29 protein-coding genes, 1 tRNA gene and 1 pseudogene are annotated in these 25,283 nt (G+C 58.5%); 16 read left to right on the forward strand and 15 right to left on the reverse strand.

The features are described from left to right. Positions 1–87: 87 nt before the first annotated feature. The 5 genes and pseudogenes from ABJD00_RS20800 (at position 88) to ABJD00_RS20820 (ending at position 3,377) form a co-directional block, all read left to right on the forward strand. A pseudogene (locus tag ABJD00_RS20800) lies at positions 88–1,363 on the forward strand (hypothetical protein). After that, positions 1,360–2,115 carry a hypothetical protein gene (locus tag ABJD00_RS20805; RefSeq protein ID WP_413830762.1) on the forward strand — a complete coding sequence of 252 codons (756 nt, stop codon included), beginning with the start codon at positions 1,360–1,362 and terminating at the stop codon, positions 2,113–2,115. Before ABJD00_RS20800 ends, ABJD00_RS20805 begins: the two are co-directional and overlap by 4 nt. A gap of 97 nt (positions 2,116–2,212) precedes the next feature. Continuing rightward, positions 2,213–2,533: an ArsR/SmtB family transcription factor gene (locus ABJD00_RS20810; protein ID WP_413830764.1), complete on the forward strand. Its 321-nt coding sequence runs from the start codon at positions 2,213–2,215 to the stop codon at positions 2,531–2,533. Continuing rightward, positions 2,530–2,949: an SRPBCC family protein gene (locus ABJD00_RS20815; protein WP_413830766.1), complete on the forward strand. Its 420-nt coding sequence runs from the start codon at positions 2,530–2,532 to the stop codon at positions 2,947–2,949. Before ABJD00_RS20810 ends, ABJD00_RS20815 begins: the two co-directional genes overlap by 4 nt. Further along, on the forward strand, positions 2,949–3,377 hold the full coding sequence (locus tag ABJD00_RS20820; RefSeq protein WP_413830768.1) for a hypothetical protein: 429 nt from the start codon (positions 2,949–2,951) through the stop codon (positions 3,375–3,377). The genes ABJD00_RS20815 and ABJD00_RS20820 overlap by 1 nt, the downstream gene beginning before the upstream one ends. A gap of 328 nt (positions 3,378–3,705) precedes the next feature. Here ABJD00_RS20820 and ABJD00_RS20825 read toward each other — a convergent pair whose 3' ends face one another. Continuing rightward, positions 3,706–4,302, reverse strand: a complete 597-nt coding sequence (locus tag ABJD00_RS20825) for a TetR/AcrR family transcriptional regulator (protein ID WP_413830770.1) — start codon at positions 4,300–4,302, stop codon at positions 3,706–3,708. Positions 4,303–4,409: 107 nt separating this feature from the next. Here ABJD00_RS20825 and ABJD00_RS20830 point away from each other — a divergent pair, with 107 nt between their 5' ends. From ABJD00_RS20830 to ABJD00_RS20860, 7 genes are all read left to right on the forward strand, one after another. Further along, positions 4,410–4,697: a hypothetical protein gene (locus ABJD00_RS20830; RefSeq protein ID WP_413830772.1), complete on the forward strand. Its 288-nt coding sequence runs from the start codon at positions 4,410–4,412 to the stop codon at positions 4,695–4,697. A gap of 97 nt (positions 4,698–4,794) precedes the next feature. Continuing rightward, the gene (locus ABJD00_RS20835; protein WP_413830774.1) at positions 4,795–6,081 is read left to right on the forward strand and encodes a homoserine dehydrogenase; all 1,287 of its coding nucleotides are present in this window, start codon (positions 4,795–4,797) and stop codon (positions 6,079–6,081) included. A 33-nt stretch (positions 6,082–6,114) separates the two neighbouring features. Then, complete coding sequence (gene glpX / locus ABJD00_RS20840; RefSeq protein ID WP_413830776.1) at positions 6,115–7,083, forward strand: class II fructose-bisphosphatase; 969 nt, start codon at positions 6,115–6,117, stop codon at positions 7,081–7,083. 106 nt (positions 7,084–7,189) lie between these two features. Next, positions 7,190–8,929, forward strand: a complete 1,740-nt coding sequence (recJ, locus tag ABJD00_RS20845) for a single-stranded-DNA-specific exonuclease RecJ (protein ID WP_413830778.1) — start codon at positions 7,190–7,192, stop codon at positions 8,927–8,929. Positions 8,930–9,017: 88 nt separating this feature from the next. Continuing rightward, positions 9,018–9,092, forward strand: a tRNA-Glu gene (locus ABJD00_RS20850). A gap of 76 nt (positions 9,093–9,168) precedes the next feature. Then, entirely contained in the window at positions 9,169–9,336 is a 168-nt protein-coding gene (locus ABJD00_RS20855) for a DUF6538 domain-containing protein (RefSeq protein WP_413830780.1), read from the forward strand. 958 nt (positions 9,337–10,294) lie between these two features. Then, positions 10,295–10,537 carry a hypothetical protein gene (locus ABJD00_RS20860; RefSeq protein WP_413830782.1) on the forward strand — a complete coding sequence of 81 codons (243 nt, stop codon included), beginning with the start codon at positions 10,295–10,297 and terminating at the stop codon, positions 10,535–10,537. 197 nt (positions 10,538–10,734) lie between these two features. Here ABJD00_RS20860 and ABJD00_RS20865 read toward each other — a convergent pair whose 3' ends face one another. The 8 genes from ABJD00_RS20865 to ABJD00_RS20900 all read right to left on the reverse strand — a co-directional run bounded on the left by ABJD00_RS20865 (position 10,735) and on the right by ABJD00_RS20900 (position 17,538). After that, a complete protein-coding gene (locus tag ABJD00_RS20865; RefSeq protein WP_413830784.1) occupies positions 10,735–12,153 on the reverse strand; it encodes a PucC family protein in 1,419 nt (472 codons plus the stop codon). Positions 12,154–12,257: 104 nt separating this feature from the next. Beyond that, positions 12,258–12,584 carry a light-harvesting protein gene (locus ABJD00_RS20870; protein WP_413830786.1) on the reverse strand — a complete coding sequence of 109 codons (327 nt, stop codon included), beginning with the start codon at positions 12,582–12,584 and terminating at the stop codon, positions 12,258–12,260. Positions 12,585–12,596: 12 nt separating this feature from the next. Further along, on the reverse strand, positions 12,597–12,752 hold the full coding sequence (gene pufB, locus ABJD00_RS20875) for a light-harvesting antenna LH1, beta subunit (RefSeq protein ID WP_413830788.1): 156 nt from the start codon (positions 12,750–12,752) through the stop codon (positions 12,597–12,599). A gap of 395 nt (positions 12,753–13,147) precedes the next feature. Then, positions 13,148–13,966, reverse strand: coding sequence for a diguanylate cyclase domain-containing protein (locus ABJD00_RS20880; RefSeq protein ID WP_413830790.1), 819 nt, complete (start codon positions 13,964–13,966; stop codon positions 13,148–13,150). Between the two features lie 215 nt (positions 13,967–14,181). Beyond that, the gene (locus ABJD00_RS20885; RefSeq protein WP_413830792.1) at positions 14,182–14,769 is read right to left on the reverse strand and encodes a heme NO-binding domain-containing protein; all 588 of its coding nucleotides are present in this window, start codon (positions 14,767–14,769) and stop codon (positions 14,182–14,184) included. Positions 14,770–14,873: 104 nt separating this feature from the next. Beyond that, complete coding sequence (locus ABJD00_RS20890; protein WP_413830794.1) at positions 14,874–16,436, reverse strand: trimethylamine methyltransferase family protein; 1,563 nt, start codon at positions 16,434–16,436, stop codon at positions 14,874–14,876. Positions 16,437–16,522: 86 nt separating this feature from the next. Beyond that, a complete protein-coding gene (locus tag ABJD00_RS20895) occupies positions 16,523–17,263 on the reverse strand; it encodes an HAD family hydrolase (RefSeq protein WP_413830796.1) in 741 nt (246 codons plus the stop codon). Further along, positions 17,260–17,538, reverse strand: coding sequence for a DUF3572 domain-containing protein (locus ABJD00_RS20900; protein WP_413830798.1), 279 nt, complete (start codon positions 17,536–17,538; stop codon positions 17,260–17,262). The genes ABJD00_RS20895 and ABJD00_RS20900 overlap by 4 nt, the downstream gene beginning before the upstream one ends. 101 nt (positions 17,539–17,639) lie before the next feature. On the opposite strand from ABJD00_RS20900, the gene ABJD00_RS20905 reads away from it, so the two are divergent. Beyond that, complete coding sequence (locus ABJD00_RS20905; RefSeq protein WP_413830800.1) at positions 17,640–19,037, forward strand: diguanylate cyclase; 1,398 nt, start codon at positions 17,640–17,642, stop codon at positions 19,035–19,037. 88 nt (positions 19,038–19,125) lie between these two features. Here ABJD00_RS20905 and ABJD00_RS20910 read toward each other — a convergent pair whose 3' ends face one another. Genes ABJD00_RS20910 through ABJD00_RS20925 form a run of 4 tightly spaced genes read right to left on the reverse strand, consistent with a single transcriptional unit; the run spans position 19,126 to position 21,081 of the window. Continuing rightward, the gene (locus ABJD00_RS20910; RefSeq protein WP_413830802.1) at positions 19,126–19,608 is read right to left on the reverse strand and encodes a periplasmic heavy metal sensor; all 483 of its coding nucleotides are present in this window, start codon (positions 19,606–19,608) and stop codon (positions 19,126–19,128) included. Between the two features lie 2 nt (positions 19,609–19,610). After that, the gene (locus tag ABJD00_RS20915; protein ID WP_413830804.1) at positions 19,611–19,979 is read right to left on the reverse strand and encodes a hypothetical protein; all 369 of its coding nucleotides are present in this window, start codon (positions 19,977–19,979) and stop codon (positions 19,611–19,613) included. 5 nt (positions 19,980–19,984) lie between these two features. Then, positions 19,985–20,575 (reverse strand): RNA polymerase sigma factor, encoded by a 591-nt coding sequence (locus ABJD00_RS20920; protein WP_413830806.1) that lies wholly within the window; start codon positions 20,573–20,575, stop codon positions 19,985–19,987. Positions 20,576–20,631: 56 nt separating this feature from the next. Further along, entirely contained in the window at positions 20,632–21,081 is a 450-nt protein-coding gene (locus ABJD00_RS20925) for an EF-hand domain-containing protein (RefSeq protein ID WP_413830808.1), read from the reverse strand. 218 nt (positions 21,082–21,299) lie between these two features. Here ABJD00_RS20925 and ABJD00_RS20930 point away from each other — a divergent pair, with 218 nt between their 5' ends. Beyond that, complete coding sequence (locus ABJD00_RS20930) at positions 21,300–21,692, forward strand: DUF983 domain-containing protein (protein WP_413830921.1); 393 nt, start codon at positions 21,300–21,302, stop codon at positions 21,690–21,692. Positions 21,693–21,744: 52 nt separating this feature from the next. After that, complete coding sequence (locus ABJD00_RS20935) at positions 21,745–22,443, forward strand: NUDIX hydrolase (protein ID WP_413830810.1); 699 nt, start codon at positions 21,745–21,747, stop codon at positions 22,441–22,443. A gap of 2 nt (positions 22,444–22,445) precedes the next feature. Here the strand turns inward: ABJD00_RS20935 and ABJD00_RS20940 are convergent, their stop codons facing one another. Continuing rightward, the gene (locus ABJD00_RS20940) at positions 22,446–23,348 is read right to left on the reverse strand and encodes an EamA family transporter (RefSeq protein ID WP_413830812.1); all 903 of its coding nucleotides are present in this window, start codon (positions 23,346–23,348) and stop codon (positions 22,446–22,448) included. A 16-nt stretch (positions 23,349–23,364) separates the two neighbouring features. Then, on the reverse strand, positions 23,365–24,294 hold the full coding sequence (locus ABJD00_RS20945; protein ID WP_413830814.1) for a fatty acid desaturase: 930 nt from the start codon (positions 24,292–24,294) through the stop codon (positions 23,365–23,367). A 110-nt stretch (positions 24,295–24,404) separates the two neighbouring features. Here ABJD00_RS20945 and ABJD00_RS20950 point away from each other — a divergent pair, with 110 nt between their 5' ends. After that, positions 24,405–25,265, forward strand: a complete 861-nt coding sequence (locus ABJD00_RS20950) for a helix-turn-helix domain-containing protein (RefSeq protein ID WP_413830816.1) — start codon at positions 24,405–24,407, stop codon at positions 25,263–25,265. Positions 25,266–25,283 lie beyond the last annotated feature (18 nt).

Genomic DNA, 25,283 nt, shown 5'->3' on the forward strand with positions numbered 1-25,283 from the left:
ACCTGAACAAAAGCAAGCGCACGTCCCGAACCCTTGGCGTCAGCGACCCGCACCACTACCTTATCTCCAACCAACCGGGGGACAGATATGACAGACGACACCCGCTCCGATGCGGCCCAAGCGCGCGGCGTACGCTACGCACGCGAGCTTGAAGGACACCTTGGCTGGCTGGACACGTTTTCGGGCACGGCACTTGGGGTGCTGGCCACCGCCTCTGGCATATACACCTATCTTGGGGTTTCTTCTCTGCTTGACGAAAACGGGGCTATGTCCGTCTTTGCGGCCATCGCCTATTCGGTGGCCGTATCGGTGGGCATCTTCGTCTTCTGGTCTTACATGATCCGCCTTTTTCCGGCCGTGCGCTCGGCGCGCGCACGCATCGGTCTGATGCTGGCCATGGGGGCTGGATCACTTGCAATTGTGGCCATGTCCTCATGGCTCAATGCTGCGGCCCTTGCCGGATCAGCTGCCGTTGAACAGCATTTGGCCAAGACCGTTCAAGACTATCAGGTCAGCCTTGAGCGCGCATGAGGTCGCACTGACCGGCCAATCGCTGGAACGCGATGTCGCGCGGGTCCGCCAATCTTTCGAAGACCTCTCCGAACAAGAAGCCGCAGGCTCCCTGTCCGGTCTTGCGGGTCGCGGCGCTGTTTTCCGGGTGTTGCGCCAGAAATCTGCGGAACTCTCGGGGCTTGAGGGTCAAATCAGCGCGCAGACCCCACTGGTTGAGGCCGCCTTTGCCGAAGGCAACGCGATCCTGTCGCGCATGCGGGCCCTGACCGTCGAACCCGGCCCCGTCGAGGCACGAAGCGTTGAATTTTCAGAACAGGCCGTGCGCCTAGCAGGCCTGATTACGCAACTGCGCCAGCTCTCCGTTGCGCCCCTAGTCGAAAGGGCGGCTCAGGACCTCGCCGCCTCGGTTGTTCTGCCCGAACTTGATGGCAGCACAACTGAAGGCCGTGCGGATCAGGCCGCGACGATCACCTCGGTGCTTGAAGTGTTGGCCCAGCGCGCCAACACTCTAGAGCGCGCCGCGCAAACCGTTCAGGCCCTGCAACCGGCCGGCGATGTAACCTACACGCCAATCTCTTCGGCCGATGCTGTCATCCTTTATGCCCGCAACTTCGTACCTTCGTGGGCCGGGGCTATCGCCATCGACCTTTTGCCGGCGGTGTTGGTCTTTATCCTCGCGATCACCCAATCGGCCATCCGAGGAGGGCGCGAAGGGGCGGCCATCGAAGACACGCTGACACTGGCCGAATTGCGCGCCGCAATGGCCGCGATGCGCGACGTCGAAAACACGCTGCACGAGCGTGACCAGCCGGAACCACCGCGCCCTCTGCCTCATCGGGCAGCCGAATGAATTCGGGCACAGGCAAAGAACGCGGTCCCGTCGCGCGGGTCCTTATGGGCATCCTGATCTTCCAATTGGGCCTTGGAGGATTGCTGGTGCTTGGCGATATGCAAGGGCTGCGCCTGCCTCAGTTTGGACCAAACGCGCCGCGCCTCACAGAACCCGTTCGCCCCGGGGATCAACGGCGCACCTTTCGCCCAGACCGGGATCGACCAGTCGTTCAACCCGCACGCGACCCCGGGCAACTGCCCAAAAGATTGGTACTGAGCGCAACGGGCGATGGCACCTACCGGTTGGAAGGCGCTATCGGCGACGGCGACGCGGCACGGCTGATCAGCCTGATTGACGCTGCTGATCCTGCACCCGAAACATTGATCCTGCAATCTCCGGGTGGCTCAGTCGCTGACGCACTGGCTCTTGGTCGCCACATCCGCGCCGCCGGGATTGCCACGCAAATGCTGGCAGGGGAATACTGCTATTCGGCATGCCCTTACGTGTTGGCCGCGGGGGTCACCCGAGACATCGATCCCGACGCCTACATTGGCGTGCATCAGCACTACTTCGGGGAAAAGACGTTCCTGCCCGCAGCCTTCGCGGTAGAAGATATTCAGCGCGGTCAGGGCGAGGTCATGACATATCTGGATCAGATGGGAATCAACCCCCTTTTGATGCAGCACGCACTGACCACGCCACCAGATGAGATCTATGTTCTGCTTCCCGAAGAGCTGGAACGATACGGTTTTATCGATACTTCTGAATAACTTAGATGGCAGAACTTCGGGCGCATTCGCTGGGGTTGACATGATACCAAAAGGTTTCGCATTATTATGATACCAAAAAGTATCACGTTGCGAGACCATGCCCGACCAAACCCAAAACGCCTTTCGCGCCCTTGCCGATCCGACCAGGCGCGACATCATGCGATTGCTCAGCGCCAACGCGCTGACCATCGCCGAAGTCTCCACTCATTTCGACATGACACGCGCCGCCGTCAAAAAGCACCTGACCGTGCTCAATGACGGCGGCCTCATCACTGTCGAAGCCCGCGGACGCGAACGGATCAATCAGATCAACCCCTTAGGCCTCGCGCCAGTGCTCTCTTGGCTCGAATTCTTCGACCACTTCTGGGACGACCGCCTTGCCGACCTGAAAACTGCCATCGAAAAGGACATCCAATGACCGACACCACGCTGAACAAAACGATCTATCTCAAAGCCCCACGTGAGTTGGTCTGGGACTATCTCACCCAACCCGAACATCTCGCCAAGTGGTTCCACGCTCCGAAAACGCCAATCGCTGCGGGTGAAAAGCTGGAGATGTTTGGCACGACCAGCGGCGATTTGTTGATCTGGGGCGAAGTGATCAAAGCGCAAAAGCCTGACTATCTTGAATACACGTTCACAGTGGGCCCAATGGGCGATGCGGTCAGTACGGTCCAATGGACGCTCAGTGATGTGCCCGGCGGCACTCAATTGTCGCTGAAACATGAAGGCCTGCCCCAAGGTGCGGAGGCCTTCGGTCTCACGCTCGCTCTGGACAAAGGTTGGGACGACCACCTCATGCAAATGCGTGGCGCCCTACACGGAGATAACTGATGGACTATAGCGCAAGCATTTCGACAACTGTGCCGCCCGAAAGGGCGGCGCAAGCGATCACAGACGATCTGGAACAGTGGTGGTCCACCCGGATTGAACAGCGCACAAACGGATTCACCACACGGTTCAACAACAGCCATGCGACATTTCACTTTGAACCCGGGGCAAACCCATTATCCTTTGAATGGAAATGTACCGACGCGCATATGATCATAGAGGATGTCGAGGACGCAGCCGAATGGGTTGGCACAAGCCTCCTTTGGCAGATCACGCCAACTGAAACAGGGTGCAAAATCCAGCTAACTCATGAAGGCCTCGGCCCCACCCTGCCCTGCTTTGACGTGTGCCGGCGCGGGTGGCAGCACTTCTTCGAAACCAGCCTGCGCGACCACCTGAATTCAAACACAGGTGCACCCAACACCACCTAACGCTAAATGCGTCGGGCCCCTTCTCTGTTTCCAAAATCCTCTCTGAAGGGCCGGTCAGCCACAGGCACAATTGCCACACTTGCCGCGCCGATACACACCGCCTATCTAGCGCAGTGACGGGTTCTGCCCTTCTCGTGACAGGTTGCATTCCGGTGGCCTTAAGCAATTCCGAGGGCGCTGGCTCTGTCCGGATCCTGGTCCGGTTACCTGGCACCCACCTGTACATACAGGTCCTCGGGAATGAGAGAACCAAACGGATGTGGTGGTTCCCGTCGCTCTTCACCTGCAATACCGGGTCGGTGGGTGGGCGCCTTTAGGCCCGCAGGGGCTAAACAGTCCCACCCGGCGACACCATTCGACGCACCATGTCCCAGTATTGATCCTGCACAGCGCGCAAACTCAGACGGCCTTCGGGGCGAAACCACGTGGTCACACCTGTGAGCATGGCAATCACAGCCAAGGTGGCAACTTTCGTATCCTGGACTGAAAAAACGCCTTCTGCTGCTCCTGCACGCAGAATGCTCTCCAACGCCGTTTCGTAACGACGGCGCAGCCCCTCAATTACTGCAAAATTGTCAGACTCGAGGTTTCTCAATTCCATGTAGGCGATGAAAACCGCATCCGGGCGTTCATGATGAAAGGCGATGTGAAACCGCACAAAGTCTTCCAGTTGCATTTCCGCCGGAGCATCGGAGTCCATCGGCAACGCCTCCAGCAACTCCTCCATGTGGCTGCGCATCAGGTCAAACAACAGGCTCTGTTTGTCCGGCGTATAGTTGTAAAGCGCACCCGCCTGCACCCCAACATCCGCCGCAATCTGGCGCATGGACACGGCGGCAAATCCGTGGCGGGCGAACAAGGCGAGGGCTGCGCTTCGAACGCGCGGTCCGGTGATATCAGAATGTGATCCAATGGTACGGGGCATAGGGTCGCGTTTAACTGAACAACCGTTCAAAACCAAGCGGCGCTTGCGCAAGACGGCCCCTTCGTGCATCCTTTTTGAACCTGCTGCCTTTTGCGGACACCTGCCACGTGATACGCGCCACATCCCTTTTGCTGTGCTTGACGCTTGCCGCCTGCACGCAATTCCCCGAATTGGACGGCACGGTTGCGCCGGACCTTAAGGATGCCGATTTCCCAAAACTCGTTCCGCTTGAACCACTTTTGATTGCCAGCGCCCCCGTTGTGGCAAACCCGGTCCAGACCACGCAGTCGCTGGACGGGCGCATTGCTGCACTCCGCGCCCGGGCCGCTGACTTGCAACAACGCGACGTTATCGACGCAGACACCGAACGCAAGCTAGAGGCGGCACGCAACTGAGCCTGCGCACGGCAGGGTAATTGCACCCCATCCCAGAACCCGTTACATCGCGAGAAACCGCCCGAAAATCGGCGCGCATGACGAAAAGGACACCCACATGAACGCACCCCTGCGCCTTGGCATCGCCGGATTGGGAACTGTCGGCATCGGCGTCGTCAAAATCGTTCGCCAGCATGCCGCCATGCTGTCCATGCGCACGGGTCGCGATATCACAATCACAGCCGTCAGCGCGCGCAGCCGCGACAAGGATCGCGGTTTCTCTCTGTCCGCATATGCATGGGAAGACGACCCCGTTGCACTGGCAAAACGGGATGACGTAGACGTCTATGTCGAACTGATGGGCGGGACCGACGGCCCGGCCAAAGCGTCGGTCGATGCAGCCATTGCCGCCGGAAAGAACGTCGTGACCGCCAATAAGGCGATGCTCGCCATCCACGGCCAGTCACTGGCAGAAGATTCTGAAAACGCTAATGTTTCTTTGCGATACGAGGCTGCTGTGGCCGGGGGCATACCTGTGATCAAAGCCCTGAGCGAGGGGCTTGCCGGCAATGACGTGACCCGCATCGTTGGCGTTATGAACGGATCGTGCAATTACATTCTGACCCGCATGGAAAGCGCGTCGCTGAGCTACGAAGACGTCTTTGCCGAAGCTGACGCCCTTGGATATCTCGAAGCCGATCCGCAACTGGACGTGGGCGGCATTGATGCAGCGCACAAATTGGCCATCCTGTCTTCTATCGCATTTGGAACACAGGTCGACTTTGACGGAATTGAGCTTGAAGGCATCGAACGGGTCAGCATTGAAGACATCCAGCACGCAAACGACATGGGGTTCAAGATCAAGCTTCTGGGCGTGGCGCAACGCACGGGGCGCGGTCTGGAACAGCGCATGATGCCCTGCCTCGTGCCCGCGACCTCTCCTATGGGACAATTGCAGGGCGGCACCAATATGGTCGCTATCGAAGGCGACGCCGTCGAACAGATCGTGCTGCGTGGACCCGGCGCTGGCGAAGGGCCGACCGCCTCTGCCGTGATGGGTGATGTCTGCGATATCGCACGTGGCACTCGGCTGCCAGTCTTTGGGCAACCCGCGGCCTCGCTAAAAAAGGCCGAACGCGCCGCGTCGGTCCTGCCCGCGCCCTATTACCTGCGCATGGATCTGGTCGACAAACCCGGAGCGCTTGCAAAGATCGCCACCGTGCTGGGTGATGCAGGCGTCAGCATCGACCGGATGCGGCAATATGCACACGAGGATACCACGGCTCCCGTGCTGATCGTCACCCACAAAACCACCCGTGCCGACCTCGACAACGCAATTGAGGCAATGAAAGCCACGGATGTGTTACGTTCCGACCCCGTTGTTTTGCGCATCGAATCCGTCTGAGCGCCCTGTTTGATCACGAAAAGGACTTTTGCCATGACCACCCCCTCCATCTTTCAGGACCGCATGCTCTCGCTTGGTCTGGCCCGCGTTTCCGAGGCCGCCGCATTGGCGTCTGCCCGTTTGGTTGGGCACGGTGATGAAAAGGCCGCCGATCAGGCCGCTGTGAATGCCATGCGCGAGCAATTGAACATGCTCGACATTGCAGGCGTGGTTGTGATCGGCGAAGGCGAGCGGGACGAAGCACCGATGCTGTTCATCGGCGAAGAGGTTGGCACAGGCAACGGGCCCGGCGTGGACATCGCGCTCGACCCGCTGGAAGGAACCACACTGACAGCCAAGGACATGCCGAACGCCCTGACTGTAATCGCGATGGGTCCACGCGGTTCAATGCTGCACGCACCAGACGTCTATATGGACAAGCTGGCGATTGGGCCGGGCTTTGCTGCGGACACCGTGACCTTAGAAATGACACCGGCCGAGCGGGTGGCAGCCCTTGCAAAAGCTAAGGGGTGCGAAACGTCGGACATCACAGTCTGCATTCTTGAACGCCCCCGTCACGAGGCGATGATCGAGGCCGTGCGGGCCACTGGCGCGTCGATCCGTTTGATCACTGACGGCGATGTCGCGGGCGTGATGCATTGCGCCGATCCCTCAACAGGCATCGACATGTACATGGGCGAAGGTGGCGCGCCCGAAGGTGTGCTGGCCGCTGCAGCCCTCAAATGCATGGGCGGTCAGATTTATGGTCAGTTGCTGTTCCGCAACGACGACGAAAAAGGGCGCGCGGCCAAGGCAGGGATCACAGACCTGAACCGGATCTACAGCCGCGACGAAATGGTCACTCAGGATGTGATCTTTGCAGCGACCGGCGTCACCTCTGGGTCTTTGTTGGCCGCCGTTCACCGCGAACCCGGGTGGCTCGAGTGCGAAACGCTTCTGATGCGCTCCAAGACCGGTTCGGTGCGGCGCATCAACTATCGCACGCCAGTTCACACGGTCTGACCGTCCACGGGCGTCGTGCGTTCAGCTACCTTGCGCCTTATCTGAGGCGCGAGTTGAGCTACGCACCTCGAGCGGGAGTTTATTTGGCGAGATGAAGGAGGACGCTGTGGCGTTTCTGGGTGTGGAACAATCGCTGAGCGGGCGCACATGGGTTGGCCCTTCAGCCGATATGGCCAGGACGGCTGAGGCGCTGGCGCAACAGACCGCCCTACCCCAGCCTGTGTGCCAAATTCTTGCCCGTGCGGGTATCGATGCAAACGCCGCGCAAGACTACCTGGCCCCGACATTGCGCGACCTGATGCCTGACCCGCGATCTTTACGCGACATGGAACAGGCTGCGACCCGAGTTTTGCACGCCATCTCAAGTCGCGAACGCATTGCGATTTTCGCCGACTACGACGTTGATGGTGGCAGCTCTGCAGCCCTTCTGGTGACGTGGCTGCGCGATCTGGGGCGCAGTGCAACGCTCTACGTGCCGGACCGGATCGATGAAGGCTATGGACCCAATGACGCCGCCATGGCCGCACTCGCCCGGGATCATGACCTGATCATTTGTGTGGATTGTGGCACCCTGTCTCATGACCCCATTGCGGCGGCCAAGGGCGCGGATGTGGTGGTTCTGGATCACCACCTCGGCCTTGAAACGCTCCCCTCCGCCCATAGCGTCGTCAATCCCAACCGACAGGACGAAGACGGCACTCTGGCGCATCTGTGCGCCGCTGCCGTAGTGTTTCTGATGCTGGTCGAAGCCGGTCGCCAGATGCGCGAAGTGGGCAAAAAAGGCCCGGATCTGATGGCCCTTCTCGATCTTGTGGCCTTGGCCACTGTGGCCGACGTCGCCCCATTGGTGGGCGTGAACCGCGCCTTCGTACGCCAAGGGCTGACGGTGATGGCACGGCGTAGCCGTCCGGGCCTCGTGGCTCTGGCGGATGTGGCTGGCATGGACACAGCGCCCACGCCCTATCACCTTGGCTACATGCTCGGTCCGCGCATCAACGCTGGCGGGCGTATCGGGCAAGCCGATCTGGGCGCACGCCTGTTGTCGACAGATGATCCGCACGAAGCCGCAGCTCTTGCTGAACGACTCAACACACTCAACTCTGAACGGCGCGATATCGAGGCGTCGGTCCGCGCCGCTGCGCTCAGCCAAAGTGAGGAACGCGGACAGGACGGCGCGCTGGCATGGGCGTCAGGTCCCGGCTGGCATCCGGGCGTGGTCGGAATCGTGGCATCACGCCTCAAAGAGGCGACCAACCGCCCCTCAATCGTGATCGGGGTCGAAGATGGAATTGGCAAAGGATCAGGACGGTCAGTGTCCGGAATTGATCTCGGTGCGCCTATCCAACGGCTGGCCTCAGAAGGGTTATTGATCAAAGGCGGCGGGCACAAAATGGCCGCGGGCCTGACAGTTGAAGAGGACAAGATAGAAGCAGCCATGGCCCGCTTGTCAGATCTGCTGGCGAGGCAAGGGGCTGACGCACTGGGACCTGCCGATCTGCGCCTGAGTGGCGCTTTGATGCCAGATGCCGCAACTGTGCATTTGCTGGAACAAATCGATTCCGCGGGGCCATTTGGCGCTGGCGCACCAGCGCCGCGCTATGCCTTTGCGGCCATGCAGATATCTTATGCTAAGCGAGTGGGTGAATCGCACCTGAAACTCTCTTTCGGTGCACGCGGAGGCTCTCGAATTGATGCCATCGCCTTTGGCGCTTTTGATGGCCCTCTGGGTCCGGCATTGATGGATCACGGAGGTGCAGCCTTTCACCTTGCGGGGCGCCTTGAAGTCAATTCATTTCGGGGAAAGGCCAGCGTGCAATTGCGGCTTGAAGATGCAGCGCCCGCCTGAAGCATGACGAGCCCACAATCTGCGGCGGATGCGATTTTTCCGCTTGCGCCCGATATCCCGATTGCCTAAAGACCCGAACACAGTTTGTGTCCCGTTCGTCTATCGGTTAGGACGCCAGGTTTTCAACCTGGAAAGAGGGGTTCGATTCCCCTACGGGATGCCATTGCATCTTAAGCCCTTAAAAGCATTGACTTTCCCACTTGGGCCCACCGGTTTGGGTACAAAAGGTGCTTTTTGGCATGGTTGACTACTTCATAAGACGCGGCAGTACATGGCACGTGAAGGTGGCGATTCCTAAGGATATTCAGTACGCCTTTGGTGGCAACCGAGCGTTCAAGATATCGCTCAAGACCTCTGACAAACTGCAAGCAAAAGCGTTGTCTGCACCGCTGGTGATCAAGTTCTAAGATCAAATAGCCAACCGTACCATAAAGGACAACCACGGACCTAAAGTCAGTCTTTGAGATCCTCGACCAACGCATCTATGAACTCGAAGATAAAACTCAGGTCAACACAGTGCTAAATGCAGAACTAGACCAACAGCGATCACTACAAACGCACGTCTCTCAGGTCCTCATTAACGGCTGAACGAGACATTTTGGGGAGGGTCGAATAAGTATGAAAACAAGGCCCTCCGCGAAATCACTCCCTAATGAGTAAAGAAACCATCTGAGTTCCCCTGTTATATCCTCTAGAGGTACCTGGGGTTTACCTCAGGCATCACTCAACACGGTTCTCAGGTGTCCCGAGGTGAATGGGGAGCGAGAACCTGTATCCCTCTCTTCAATCTTATCGATCTAAGAACCCTCATGGGTATCGTTGGGCACTCCGCGAGCAGACCCTAGAGAACAGACAGACATGAGATCAATACGCAAACTTTAGCCGTCGCCGCCTCGTGAATTCTCAATACAGGTTTCTTCCGACACCTTTCCAATACAAATCTTGGTCCCACCTGTCTGTGTATCGAGAACGAGATACGTCCCATCCCCAGATTCTTTTAGGACCTGATACCGTCCGTCGTCAGCAATTGTAGGACTAGCCATCAATACCAATGCGACTGATAGGTATTTCATTTATTCGAACCCCTCTGGGACATTCATTTCTTTGCGTTATTGATGCTCTCAATACTTCATAACCTCATAACCTATCCACTCCAAAATTGGCCGCAGGCCCCTCCCAGCAGGCTAGTCTTGGGAAATCTGGTCGATTTTGAACGCTGAAGGTCCCTCTAGGTGTGGATGAAGCTCGCAAGCGTTCGTTTTTTGCTCGTCCCGGGGCTGCAAATGCGCACTTAAAAAAATCGAGTGCACAGAAGTGCGCAAAATGCGATTAACCCACGAATTTGGCAGTCAGGGAGAAGACCAAATGAGTGAACAACTGAAACACCTCCGCCGAGTAGACACGTTGATGGCAGCCGACAACATTGCCGTGACGGCCATCAAATACACCTTTGATGGTGATTTGGCAGACAGCCCCAACCAAGACGCCGCGGCCAGAGCACACGCGCTCTTTCCAGCCTACCTGCAAGCAGCCGCACAACAGATCGCTGCCGAAGACATTGCCTCTGCATTGGCTGTGAAAGAAGACTCGATTGCTGACAAAGCATGATCATGACAATCCGGCGATGCCAGCCTGACTACGGCGGCGGTCCTTTAGGGGTGCCGTTTCCATTTTCCCACACTTGTAAACGAGTGTTTCGCCAAGCGGGCGAATGAGTGCTGCTGATGGAATCTATGCTGCGCTAACCCGTCAGGATGGAAGCCGGCTATTCAAGTATCCGTGTCGCCGGCTCCGCGTTTTCTCTTTCAGTTTGAGCGTGCGAGCACAGCGCTAGTGTTCGCCTTCTTTCGCATCCTGACTACTGGAAGCAAAAGCGCGACAGCTGCGGCTAAAAACAAAACTTCAACTATGAAAACAAAAGTGTAGGGCGTTTGCGCTGTAACACCGACCGCACCATTCCAACCCACGATGATGTCGCGCACGATACCCGCGCTAGCGACACCGATTCCGGCGGCTGTGGCTTGCACCGCGCCCCAGGACCCAAGCGCCAGACCGATCCGGTCGCGCGGTGCGTGACGGATTGCGCCAGTAAGTGTGGCATGTCCAAACAGCCCGGCTCCAACACCAGTCGCAAGCGTGCCCAGAAGAAACAGCGGAATGCCCGCCCCTTGGGACGAGGCGATGATGGCGAGGAATCCAGGGATGCCCGTCGCAGCGCCGATCAGCGCGTAACGCTCTGGTGCTGCGCCCTGCCCCAATGCACGCGCAGCCAGACCAAAGCCAATCAGGGTGCCGGCAGCCAATAGGGCTGTCAGTTTAGTGGTACTCGCAACCGACAGACCAAGCGCTTGTCCCCCATAGGGCTCAAGCAACACATCGGCCATGCCAAAGCCAAACGTGCCCACCGCAATTACGATGAGCAGACGCATCATACCGGGCGTGCGCATCATCGCACCCATGGCTTCACCAAATGCCACAGGTGCTGCAACTTTCATTGCTTGGGCGCGGTTGCGGTCGCGGGGCTCTTGTTGCCACAGCGCGATCAGGTTGAGGGTCACCGTCACCACGGCCGCACCCTGAATCACCTGAATCAGGCGACCCGGGGTGTAGTTTGCGAGCAGAGCACCAAACACCAGGGCGCTGATCATCATACCAACAAGCAGCATCACATACATAAGGCCAACGATCTTGGGTTGATCTTCCGTCGGCACAAGGTCGGTCGCGAGCGCAAGACCGACCGTCTGCACCATATGCACGCCTGCACCGACAAGCAGAAATGACAAAGCGGCCGAACTAAATCCGAGCCAGCGTGGTGCATCCACAGCCTCGCCATAGCCTGACAACACCAGCAACGCGAAAGGCATGATCGCGAAGCCGCCAAATTGTAGCAGCGTACCCTTCCAGATGTAGGGGACGCGCCTTAGTCCAAGAGCAGACACATGGGTGTCCGACTTGAACCCGATCAGCGTGCGCAAAGGCGCAAATAGCAAAGGCAACGCCAGCATCACCGCCACAAGGGTCGCAGGAACCGATAGTTCAACGATCATAACCCGGTTGAGAGTGCCAACGAGCAGCACAAGGGCCATGCCGACAGTCACCTGAAACAGGGACAAACGCAGTAGGCGAGATAAGGGAAGATCTGGCGTGGCGACATCGGCAAAAGGCAGATAGCGGGGGGCGAGAGCCACCAGCTTGCGGGTTGCGAAGGTACGATAGTCGAACATCGTCTAAATGCGCCACAAGTGTGTCGTCTCCGCACAAAGCTGCGCGGCGACGAAAAATATGAATAAATTCAGCCCGCAGACACGGGGCAGCGGGCTGAATATGTCTACTGCGTTATCGCAGCGTGCAACTCTGGTGGCTGTAGAATCGCTTTAACAGGCGTTCCGTCCTCCAGAATGATCGTCACTTCGCGTGAACCGTCAGTGGCAGGAACCACATAAGATGCCTTCGCCACACCAGTGTCCGCATCAGGGATCAACGCCGCGGATGCATCTCCTGCGCCCAGCTCTTGGCCGGACAGGAAGTCGGACACCCAACTGGTGTTGCTGAGAACAGCTACGTGCACGGCAAAAGAGCCTACTGCAACCGCGCTTAGAAAGAGGGGAACACCCACCGTTGGTTTTACAACCAACCACATTTTCGCATTGTTCATATCAGTGCCTCCCTATCCGAGCCAAGGGGTCGACGCCGCGACCAGAATATGCGCCAGCAGGGCAATCGCGCCAAATACGCGTGTCCCGTCGATGAGGTAGCTATGCACCTCTTCTGCTTCTTCGAGCGTCAGGCCGGTCGGCCAGACTTTATCTTCACTTATCGCCACGTTCATTCCTCCGTGTGTTAAAGCCGGGGTCGGTGGGACAGACCATTTCGTGCCTTGGTCCTTGCACCTATAAACGCACACTGTATCCCCCACTCTGTCAGCATTATCTGACATATTCAAGTGTAAATCTAAATTGACACTTGCAAAATGCTGCTAGTCGGCTCGGTAAATTCATCTCAAAAAATCAATGGGCAAAGCGGCGAAGCGCGATGTATAAAGCGCTGTAACGCTTAAACAAACCTGCTTGGATCAAATTAAAACTTAAGCAGCTTCATCGACTCGCGACAGAGTCAGAACACTGATTTGGGTGCGCACTCGCCTTTTGAACGGCAACATCGCCATCAAAATGAACCGATTCTGAACTTGGTCGAAACCATTAGCCAAACAGGGCCGGTTTATCTTTGCGCCGAAACCTCGGGAGCGGCGGGATCATTTGCACTCTGGACCTCGTTCCGTAAGGAAGGGTTATACACCGTTTGACGCCCTCTCCCTCCATCTTTGGAGGCGTATAGGGCGACGTCAGCGTCATCCATGATCTCGGCCACAGTTTTCGAAGAATCGGGATCGAAAACCGCCATTCCGATGCTGCCAGATATTCGGCACATGTCGCCCTGATACGGCATGGGGCGGGACAACTGTTCAATGATGCGCTGGCCAATACTCTCCAACACGTCCTGTGAACTTGCAAAAGGCAGGATAATCACAAACTCATCTCCGCCTATGCGTGCGACCGTATCGCAATCGCGGGTCTCCTCCACCATGGTCCGGGCCACATTCTGGAGGACAAAGTCACCCGCGGCATGCCCAAGCGTGTCGTTGACGGCCTTGAACCAGTCCAGGTCGACCTGCATCAATCCAAAGCGTGTGCCCCAGTCCACGTAGCGTGTCAGAACATGATCCATCGCCCGGCGGTTCTTGAGGCCAGTGAGCGTATCGGTGAAGGCCTGTTCTTCAGCGGCAATCATGGCGCCTTGTAAACGCAGGTTCAGCTTGCGAGAGGCGTCCATCGCCGCGGACTTTGCTTCGACCAGGTACAGCATCTCAATAGCCAGGTCTGTGGTGGCAAAATCTGCACTTGTCAGCGCAAAGTCGGCCACCGCGTCCACGATAGAAATCCCAAAAGACAGGTTCACAATACTGAGCCCGGACAGCGGCGCGGGCATCAATACACCTTTGATTTCGGTCTGAGGTGCCGCGCGCAACTGAAGGTGCATTTTGATCCCGGCACTCGCGCGCAAATCGCTGATTTTCTCAATAGCCCGGGGACGCTTAAGGTCAAAAATGTTGAGGAATTACTCTCCGACGAGCGTGTTATCGGGGCGAAGTTTCTGCGCGGTCGGCCCCGCATGCGCAATCAAACCCGTGTCTGAGAGCACCAGATGCATCGGGCACAAAACGTCCAGAGTCCGGGTGAGTTGGTCGAGGCCCGTCATACTGCACGCGCGCCCAACTCAAATGAACGCCCTTCCGCAAATTCTGTTTCGATCAACGTGATTGAAATCGTTTCGGTCCCGTTGCCTGAACCGGCATGTTCCAAAACGGCCAGGACGCCATAATCGTCAGCCATGGCCCTCAAAACACCCATCATGACGTGCCCATACCCCTCAATCGAACTGGTGCACACAAGGCTGAACTGACCGGGCGCAAGGTCCCGCAACTCAAGCGCTGGCAAGTTCAAATCTGAAACAGCCAGCCGCGCACGATCTGGCAAATCATCCAGCGAATGCAGGAATTCAACGAAATCAAAACCACCAAAACGCAGCAAGCGCCTCAACGCCTCCACTTTGGGGTGCGACACAAGATACGTGCCAATGTCTTCCATGACCTCGTCACGTTCCCGCTTTAAGGCACGGCTGACAGCATCCAACAGTTTCGGTGTGACCTCATCATCATAGGTCAACATGGACTCGAACTCGACGAAGCCCAGATCTGCGTTACGCGCCGCCTCGACCCATGCTTCAGATCCGTAGCTGTCGACGACAAAGCACTGTATTGCCCGATTGATTAGCCCATGCATGACGGTGTGATCCCAAGTCCACGTCAGCAGTGTTGGACAACAGGACTAAACAATCCTCTAACAAATCGAGTTTTAGCTAGTTTTCCTTGCGGGTAGCAGGCCTTCTAAAAGTCTGTTGGTGCTCCGCCTTCGGATTTGCGCCGCGCAACGAAATCAGCCAATTCCTCGCGGATCGCCTCGTCCATCGTCGGCGCTTCAAAGTTGGCAATGATGTTCTTGAACATCGTATGCGCCCGCTCCTGGGTCCATACGCCACCGGCTGCTTCCCATCCTTCGTAGTTTTTCCAATCGCTCAGGAAGGGTTGGTAAAAGGCCGTCGCATATCGATCCTGGGTATGCTGAATGCCAAAGAAGTGGCCGTCATTGCCGACCGACTTGACTGCTTCCAATGCAATCTCGTCAGGGCCGGTCGCTGTCAGAGAGGGATCCAGATAGCGTTGAATTTGCTGCAAAACCTCACAATCCATGATAAATTTCTCCGGGCTTGCAATCAGCCCGCCTTCCAGCCAGCCCGCAGCGTGATAGACCATGTTAGTGCCCGATTGCACCGCCGCCCACAGACTGTTGGACGTCTCCCACATGGCCTGCCCGTCCGGAACATTCGCAGCACAGACACCGGATGAGCGCATGGGCAGCCCGTAAAACCGCGCCAACTGCCCTGTCATCTGTGTGGCGCGCATATATTCGGGTGTGCCAAAGGCAGGGGCGCCGGACTTCATGTCGACATTGGATGTGAAGGTCCCAATGGCACAGGGCGTGCCGGGGCGGACGTATTGGAACAACGCAATCGCACACAACGCCTCAGCAATCGACTGCGCCACGGCCCCAGCCATGGTCACCGGCGCCATAGCACCTGCCAGCGTAAACGGCGTCACCACCACTGCCTGACCACGACGCACAAGACGCAGGCAGCCGTCGATCATGGGATGATCATGTTTCAGCGGCGAGGTCGAGTTGATGTTGGTGTACATGCGTGGCGTCGCTTCGAACTCTTCATCCGACAGCCCGCCGGCGATGCGCACCATTTCCATCACATCCTCGACCCGCTCCTTGCCAAGGGAATAGGCGTGCATGACCTTATCCGTCAGTGTCAGCTTGTCATAAACAACGTCCAGATGTCGGATAGAGGCATGTATGTCGACCGGCTCGACCGGGTAACCGCCGGCAAAGTGGATACAGTTGAAGTACTGCGTAAGTTTCAGCAGGTTGGCACACATTTCGCGCGTGCCAGGCACCTTTGTGCCCAACTCCATATCCCAATAATTGGGCGGCGAGGACACGTTTCCAAAGGTGAGATGTCGTCCCCCGATGGTGATCTTGCGGTCAAGGTTGCGGGGGGTCAGCGTGAATTCGGACGGTGCCTTTCCCACCATCTCCATTACAAACTCGCGGTCCATGCGGACGATGTCGCCGTCGACCTGACAGCCCGCCTCGCGCAGAATACCCAACGCTTCTTCATTCAGAAACTGAACGCCGACTTCCTCGAGGATACGCATCGCGCCGTCGTGGATCGCCTCCACACCTTCAGAGCGCAAAGGTTCCACAGGCGGGTCGATCATGACCGGGGGATTCCATGGCATCTGTTCGATTACTGCGCCACCACGCCGGGCCGCCGCCCCCGCCCGTCCGCCGCCACGTGTTTTGCGTCTGGTGTCGGTGTCGGCCATGGATTGTCCCCTTCGATGCAGTTCGCCCCTAAGACACATCACCCAACGCGCCACGACATTGCCGTTTGCGACGGTACATGTCGTTTTTAAAGGTGGGTACGTCTATCCGGCGAGACCGCTTGCAATTGATCAAGCCAGTTTGGGATATGGCCAATATTCGGCAAAACCACTTCAGCATGCGGCGACAAGTCCTCAGCGCTGGCCATCCCCGTCAGCACCGCGATACAGCGCATGCCCGCTGCACGACCAGCGTGCAGATCATGCAGGCTGTCGCCAACCATGATGACGCCTTCGGGGGGCAGGCCAGTGACCGCACAAAAGGCCAACAGCTGACCCGGCGCCGGCTTACCGCCATGGCCGCTGTCAAAACCGGCAACAAAGTCGAAAAGACCGGTGACACCAGCCGCATCAAGATGGGACCGAGCGGGAGCTTCGGCGTCATTTGTGGCCACGCCTAGGGCCAATCCACGCGCCCGCAAATCGTTCAAAAATGGCACGAGAGGGACTGCTTCGGCCTGTGGCGCTGCTCCCGCTTCGGCGTTCAGCATGGTAAGCAACTGAACTGTGGTCAGTTCCGGCAATTGCGGCGACAGGGCCGCGGCGACCTCGCCAGCGGTGCCCGCGATCACGATGGAATCTTGTGCAAAGCTGCGGTTGTCCAGATCAAATCCGATGGCAGCACCCAAGCTGCTGGCACGGGCCACATCACCTTCGCTAACGCGCAACAAAAAGGAAGCCGCCCATGCCTCCCACGTGGTGGCAAAATCAAACAGGGTGCCATCCTTGTCAAAGATGATGCCATTAATCGGGGGGGTGAATGCACTCACGTCCAATGCACCTGATCCCCGCCGGGCAGCATCATACGCGCATGCATCGGCTGGTCATAGGCCAGACTGGCGGAATCACAGAACTCTCGGACCCAGTTATCGTCCATCATGACAAAATCCAAAAGCGCACCCAGAAAGCCAGGATCGGTGGCCCCTGCGCGCACATCTGCCTCACTTGCACCTGTTTCGCCAAGAAAGACAGGCAACAACTCTTCGTTGCCTGCCATCCAGGCTAGGGCCTTCAGTCCCACAACTTCGGCGGATTCTTGCGACATTCCCACTACAAATGAACCTCCTCTCGGCATTGGAAACCCTTTGTTAACCTAAACGAACAAATAACGAATGCACAGAACCTGTAACGAATTGGACATGCCTCATGCACGGTAAGATCCTTGTCATCGATGCCATTGCAACCAACCGCATCATGTTGCGCGTCAAGCTAGAGGCGAGTCATTACGAAGTGATGCAAGCCAACAGCATTGGGGCAGCCATGACTGCGGTTGCTGAATCGGTGCCTGACATGATCATGTGTGCCGATATGTTGCCGGATGGAAATCCACGGCGCCTTCTTGCCCGGCTGCGCAAAGCGGGCCTTCAAGGCAAAGTTCCAGTGATTGTTATGGCCGCATCCGGGGCCCCTCTGGACCGGCAGAGTCTGTTTGAGGCGGGAGTCGAAGATGTTCTGGATCGGCCGATTGATGATGTTTTGTTGCTTGCACGCACACGTAGCGTATTGCGCGCCTATGCCTCGGCCAGCGAATGGACTCTGAGGGACGACACGTCGCGCGCACTAGGGCTCGCCGAACCGAGCGCGAAATTTGGTCCACGCCAACAGGTCTGTATCCTTGCTGAACCTGACATCCGCATCGACGAATTACGAGACACCATTGCCCCTTTGATGTCAGCGCACGTGGCGGCTTGCGCTCCATACCAAGGCATTTATAGCGACGTAGGTGGCGTGCCGGACGCATTTGTTTTGCCCGTCAACCGTGACAAAGCGGCGAACATGTTGGGCCTGCTGGCAACACTGCGCAGCCACGCCGTCACACGTCACAGTGCTATCGTTATCTTGCAGATGGACACTGATCCACGCCTCGGCGCTCAAATGCTCGACATGGGGGCCAACGACCTGATGGCCTTTGACCGGGTGCCTGCCGAACTGGCCTCGCGGCTCGAGACGTTGATGACACGCAAGCGGATGTCAGATGCATTGCGCGACACCCTGAGGTCAGGAGTAGAGGCCGCCGTGACCGATCCGCTGACAGGTCTGCACAATCGTCGCTACGCGATGCCCTATCTGTCCCGGATCGCCGACCGTGCCAAAAAATCCAAAAAACCATTCGCGGTGATGGTGGCCGACATGGACCACTTCAAGCAGATCAATGACACTCACGGACATGCAGCCGGCGACGCCGTCCTCATCGAAACGGCCCGGCGATTACATGAAAACCTGCGCAGCGTTGACCTTGTGGCCCGGATCGGAGGAGAAGAGTTTCTAATCGTGATGCCCGGTGCCGGCCTGTGCAATGCGCGCAAGGCCGCCCAGCGCCTGTGCCGCATGATCCGGGACACGCCCTTCGAGATACCGGGCCTTGGCACACAGGTCCTCACCGCCACGATTTCGATAGGTTTGACAGTCTGCGATCCAGATCAGAAAAACACGCACACATTGCCGATGACGGCCGAAGCTATGCTGGATCGGGCAGACAAGGCGCTTTATGGCGCGAAGGCCGAAGGACGGGATCGGGTGACCTTGCTGCGCCCGGCGGCATAACGGAGGCATACGCAACCTGCTGCGGGAGCCCACCAAAACCAACTGAAGGACGCGCCAAGGCCTTGTTCAAGTGTAGGTGCCAGGGATTTTAGTTCTTTCCCTTCTTCGGACGGCCATTCCGGTTCAGCGCCTCTTGCATCCGGTCAGTATAGGCTGCGCGTTCTTCGTCGCTTAAACCGGAGACAGCCTCGAGCCACGCCGCTTGCGCCGCAGCCTGCACGCGAGACACGCCGTCGCCCTGACGGAGCAGCACCGCCTCAACGGCGGTTGCGTCAAATGGGGTTACCTTCAAGGCCTTTATCATATCCCGGTATTCTTCACGACGCGCACGTCTGTCGGGCAGGCTGTCATCATTGCGCACAGCCCCAAACACATCGCGGCGCAGATCGCGCGGTAAGGCCAGAACATATGGCATCGCATAGCCCATCGCTGGCGCACGCCCGGCCATCGGCCCACCACGCAGCACAAACCCGGCAACCAAGCCGGCAATACAAAGGTTTAACGCCAACGACAGGGCCAGAACGATCTTGACCCACAGCGGGCAGCGTCTGGTTTCGGTCTCTTCTTGCATGATCAGCCTTCTTCCATGTCCCAGCCAAAGGCATCAAGGCTGCCGGGGCTGTCGTAATAGGTCTCGTAGGTCATCGTCCAAGGGGTGGAGACCCCCACACTGTCAAGACCGCCAAGGCCCACAACAAACCCAGTGGCCGCAGCGGCAACAAGACCGCCCACTGCCATCCACCCCCCGATGCCTTCCACGATCTGACGCCACCAAGGCGCTTTTGCCAATTGCCCACCGGGTGCGGGCAACATCGCATAGGCTTCCTCCATGACGCGCGCCTTTAGGTCATCCGGAGTCTCTGGCACGGGCGTGCGAGCCAGGTCATCCAACATCCCATCGATCCAAGCGTCGTCTCCGTCGCGATTTGGGGCCTTGGTCATGTCCTTCATCCTTCTTCATATCCAAGGGCAGCAGCCTGCCCTTTAAGTGCCGCCGCAAGGGCGCGCTTGCCACGGGCCGTCAGACTTTCGACCGCTTCAGTGCTGATGCCAAGGGCTTCAGCGATCTCCGGGTTCGCGGCACCTTCAAAATGGCGCATCGTGACTGCGACCCGCTGACGCTCTGGCAAGGCAGCAAGAGCGATGCGCAGCGCATCTCGGCGGGCCTCGTCCTGCATCCGGATTTCCACGGACGGAGTCGGGTCCTCGGGTTCGGCCACGACATCCAGCGGCATCGCGCCACGGCCACGCTTGCGAAGGCGATCGGTGCACAGGTTGGCCACCACGCGGAACAACCATGTGGTCACCTTTGCCTCGCCGTGGCGCCATTCCGGAGCCACACGCCACAGGCGCATCATGGCCTCCTGCGCGACATCTTCGGCTTCGCCCGAATCTCCCAGCATCCGCATGGCTTGCCCGAAGGCGCGCGGGGTCAGGCGTACCGTCAACAAACGGGCCGCACCGGCATCCCCACGTGCATAAGCCGCAAGCAGGTCAGCGTCATCCGTTTGCGGATCGGTATCAAGGGGCATGGCCATCAGGTCCGGGCTATCCCTGCCCCGCCCCTTTTTGCAAGGGGCGGGACGAGGCCTGCTCAGTTCTTGTTGCGTTTCTTGCCTGCGCGACGTTCTTCCATCTTGGCGCGGGCCTCCTGAAACTCTTCCTCAGAAATGCCACCGCTGCCATCTGCATCGAGACGATCAAACATGCGGGCCGGATCGCGGCGCGGGTTTTTCAACTCTTCTGCGGACAACTTGCCGTCGTCATTGGCATCCATCCGCTCCATCATGCGGGCCGCCCGGTCGCTTGCGCGCTCCTGACCTGCGGCTTCCAACTCAGCAAGGCTCAGGAAGCCGTCACCATCCGTGTCAGCTGTTTCAAAACGCGCCTCACCCTGCGCTTGCAGTTCGGACAAGGTCACCTCGCCGTCGCGGTCTGCATCCAGAGTGGCAAAGTCGGGACCGCGTTCGCGGGCCATGGCGGACAGCGTGGTCAGGCCCACAGCAGCAGCGGCGACGGCGGCGATAAATGTTGTACGTTTCATGTGTCTTTTACTCCGTTTTTACCTCAGGGCGGGCTGGCTTTTCCAACCGCGCCATACCCATCAAACGCAGCCCGTCGCACATTCCGTCGAAAAAAGTTTTGGCGCCCAAAAAGCGCGACATCGGGACGCAAGGACAGAATGCGCCATTCCAAATGACTGCATGCCGTGGCTAGGTCGCGCAATGGCATCGAAGGACAAGGTTCGTGCAAACCGACCCCATTTCAAAAAATCCCGAAACTGACGCAACCCAGCGCCCAGTGCGTCCCGCGTTGTTTCGTGGCTGGCGGCGCACCTGTCCGCGCTGCGGTCAAGGACGGCTGCTCAAAGGGTATCTGGCCGTGGCCGACACCTGCCCTGTATGCAAACTCGATTATTCGCACCACCGTGCAGATGATGGGCCGGCGTACCTTACGATCCTGCTGGTGGGGCACCTAATGGCACCGCTTTTGCACTTCACCTTTGTCAGATGGCGGCCTGAACCTCTGGTGCTGTTCACAATATTCGCGGTGGGCTGCGTGGCGCTGTCGCTTTACCTGCTGCCCCGACTCAAAGGGGCGATCGTCGGGTTTCAATGGGCGCGCGGCATGGGCGGGTTTGCTCAAAACGGCTGATCAGCCTAGGCTGCCCGGACGTGACATTGCAAATGACAGGACGCCGCGCCGCATGGCCACAGAGATAGACAAGACGCAAGTGCGCGACGCCGCGACCGTGATCGTTTTGCGTGATCGGAGAACGTCGCCGCGCATTTTAATGGGACAGCGCGGGGCGAAGGCTGCGTTCATGCCCAACAAGTTCGTTTTTCCCGGCGGTGCGGTGGACGCCGCTGACCACCATGTTCCACTGGGCACGACACTCGCCGACCCCAACACGGACCGTCTGTCCGAGGACAGTACACCAGGGCTTGCCCCTGCTCTGGCAGTTGCCGCAATCCGCGAACTGTTTGAAGAAACCGGGCAGGTCCTAGGTACACCCGGCGAGTGGGACGCTCCCCCAACCGATTGGCATGGATTTGCAGCCACAGGTCATCTGCCTCATGCTGAACCATTGCAGTTCGTATTCCGCGCCCTAACACCACCCGGTCGCCCGCGCCGGTTCGATGCTCGGTTTTTCCTGATTGATGCAGACGATCTGGCCTCTGAACTCGACGACTTTGGCCAAGCCTCAGATGAGCTATCTCACCTTCAATGGGTCGGTCTGGACGAAGTGCGTAGTTTCGACATGCCCTTCATCACCGAAGTGGTGCTGAGCGAAATTGCGGCCCGGGTGCAGGATCGCACTCCACCCGCCAGCGTGCCCTATTTCCGAAATGACGACGAAGAAAGCCTGTTCCTGCGCCTTCGCGGCACGCCGATGCGGGACTAGGATCAGATCACAACAATCAACATCAGGATCGAGCTCAGCAAAACCGCCATCCCGGCCCACTCCCGGGCACTGATTGCCTCACGAAAGACAAGCGTGGAGGCCAGCGCACTCAGGATCAACTCCACTTGCCCCACCGCATTCACATAGGCCGCGTTCTGCAAGGTGAAGGCGGTGAACCAGCAAAAAGATCCCAACATCGACATCAGGCCGACCCAAACCGCAACGCGGCGCGCGCCCCAAACGGCAGTCACCTGCCCCGGATCGCGCCATCGCAGCCAAATCACCATGGCAACCAGCTGCATCGCCGTCACCGCAGACAAGGTCAGGCCAGCGCGCGCCAGCGGATCCTCCAACCCAATGCTGAGGGATGCACCGCGATAACAGACGCCGGAGACGGCAAACAGCAGACCCGCGCCAAGGCCCAGAGCCACAGACCGATTGGCCAGATCGCGCAAACGCACACGCACAAGGTCCGGCGGAGCGGACAACAGCAAAACGCCAACCAACCCAAGGCCGATGGCCGCAAACCCCAAAACAGAAACGGAGTCGCCCAAAACGACCCAACCCACCAGTACGGCCTGCATCACTTCGGTCTTTTTAAACGTGATCCCGACAGCAAAGTTGCGCGCTTGAAACAGACGCACGGTAGCGACGGTCGCAAGGATTTGCGCAAGACCACCACAAGCCCCGTACACCCAGAACTCGGGCCTGAACCGGGGCCAGTCCTGCCCAGTTTGCGCCATGTAGATCACGATCAGCACCGCAACCAGCGGGGCAGAATACATGAACCGGGCCAGCGTCGCCCCGCCCGCACTCAGCGTGCCCAGTGACAACTGCCGTTGCAGCATGAAGCGCAACGTCTGAAACAGCGCTGCTGCGACAGTGATAGGAATCCAAAGGGTCATACCCCGCTATGGGGGATCAGCGCCACCGCGACCAGAGGGGATGGACCACCTTGTCCTTTGCAGCAAACAAGTGACGCGCAAAAACCTCGCCATAAGACCGATAGCGGTACCCCTCATTAAGCGCCAGATAGCGCGTGGCATTTGCTCGATACATGCCCGGCAGGCGATACCAGGGCACCTTTGGGTGCATGTGGTGCACGACATGCAAGTTGTTGTTCAAAAACAGAAACGCCAGCAGCCCACGATCTTCCACGATGACAGTGCGCGCCCGCGCCAGCTTGTGGGCCTGATGCTCGAGAAAGGTGCGGATTTTGAGGATGGACAACGCGATGTAGCAGGCCGCAAGGTACGCCCCGAACGAAATAGGCGCGGCCCAGACCGCAAACAAAACCAGCGCCACACCGGGCAGGTGCCAAAGCCAGCCCTTGGCCACGTGCCAGTCTCCGCCCCGGATGGCGCGCCAATCGTCGCGCATGAACACATATTGCGAGATCACAGGCCCGATCAGCATCCGCCCGGTCAGCGTGTTGTTGACATGCAAAAGCAACTGCACCACGCGCGGTAACCGATCCCAGACAGCCGGATCCAGATAGTTGGTCTCCGGATCGTCATAAGGGTCCGTCAGGTTTTCATCTCTGTGATGGGCAAGATGCGTATCCCGAAACCTGATGTAAGGAATGAAGAGCAAAGGCGTGACAATCACCAACGCTTCATTGGCCAAACGGGACGAAAACGGGTGACCATGCAGCACCTCGTGGCTGAGGGACGCATGCAACACTAGGGCCAGCGCCAACATCAAAACCGCAAGCGCCGGCGACCAGTCCGAAACGACAAAAACAGCCACGCCCAATACCCCCATACATCCCGACCACAGTGCCAAGGTGCCCCATTCCACTGCCTCCAGAAATTCAGAACGCAGAGGTCGGGCGGTGGATGTGGGGGGCATGATGACGGGGGTCCTTTCAAACGTCTGCCACGGACCCTAGCCACCCGTCCGCTGCGGGCACATTCTGAATATCGTTAACAAATCCGACATTCTGTGATTTATATCACCATATGAGTACTATTATCGACAAACGCGACCGTGCGGACCGGTTCCGGCGCAGGCTTGCCCGCGCCATGCAAAGCACAGGGATCAGTCAAAGCGCACTGGCCCGGCAAATCGGCGCCGACCGCTCCACCGTGTCTCAGGCGCTGGCAGCCGGAGGTGCCCGCTTGCCCGGGGCGCAAGTTGTCGGGGCGTGCGCCCAAGCACTCGGCGTCTCGACTGACTGGCTGCTCGGGCTTTCGGATCGGCCCGAAAGTGCAGCGGCCCTGACCGCAGCGGCCCTCACCCTGACCCAAGCCCCCCGCGCACTGGTAGATGAACGCATCTTTGGCTGGCACCAGGAAGCGGCGGGTTACAAAATCCGCCATGTGCCTGCTGGCCTGCCCGACATGCTGAAGTCGCAGGACATGCTGGAATGGGAATACTCACCGCATCTCGGAAGGACCACCGCGCAGGCCATCAACGCCTCCCGTGACCGGCTGAACTGGATGCGTGCTGCGCAATCTGACTACGAAATCGCCATGCCGCTCTACGAGGTACAAAGCTTTGCCGCCGGCACCGGATACTACGAAGGGCTACCCGCCCAAACGCGCGAGGCACAACTCAATCACCTTACCGACCTGACCCGGCAACTGTACCCGCGACTGCGGGTCTACCTGTTCGATGCCCGCCGCCTCTATTCCGCCCCGATCACCGTCTTTGGTCCGCTGCTCGCCGTGCTCTACACTGGCGGACACTACATGGCCTTTCGCGACCGCGAACGGATCGAAACACTGTCTCTACATTTTGACGAACTGGTGCGCGAAGCGCGGGTAAGCGCACGCAATATCCCAAACCATCTGGACGGTTTACGCAGCTTGATACAGTGACTTCACTCCGGGGTCGGA

It is taken from the genome of Tateyamaria sp. (genome assembly GCF_039945315.1).
Classification (GTDB): domain Bacteria; phylum Pseudomonadota; class Alphaproteobacteria; order Rhodobacterales; family Rhodobacteraceae; genus Tateyamaria.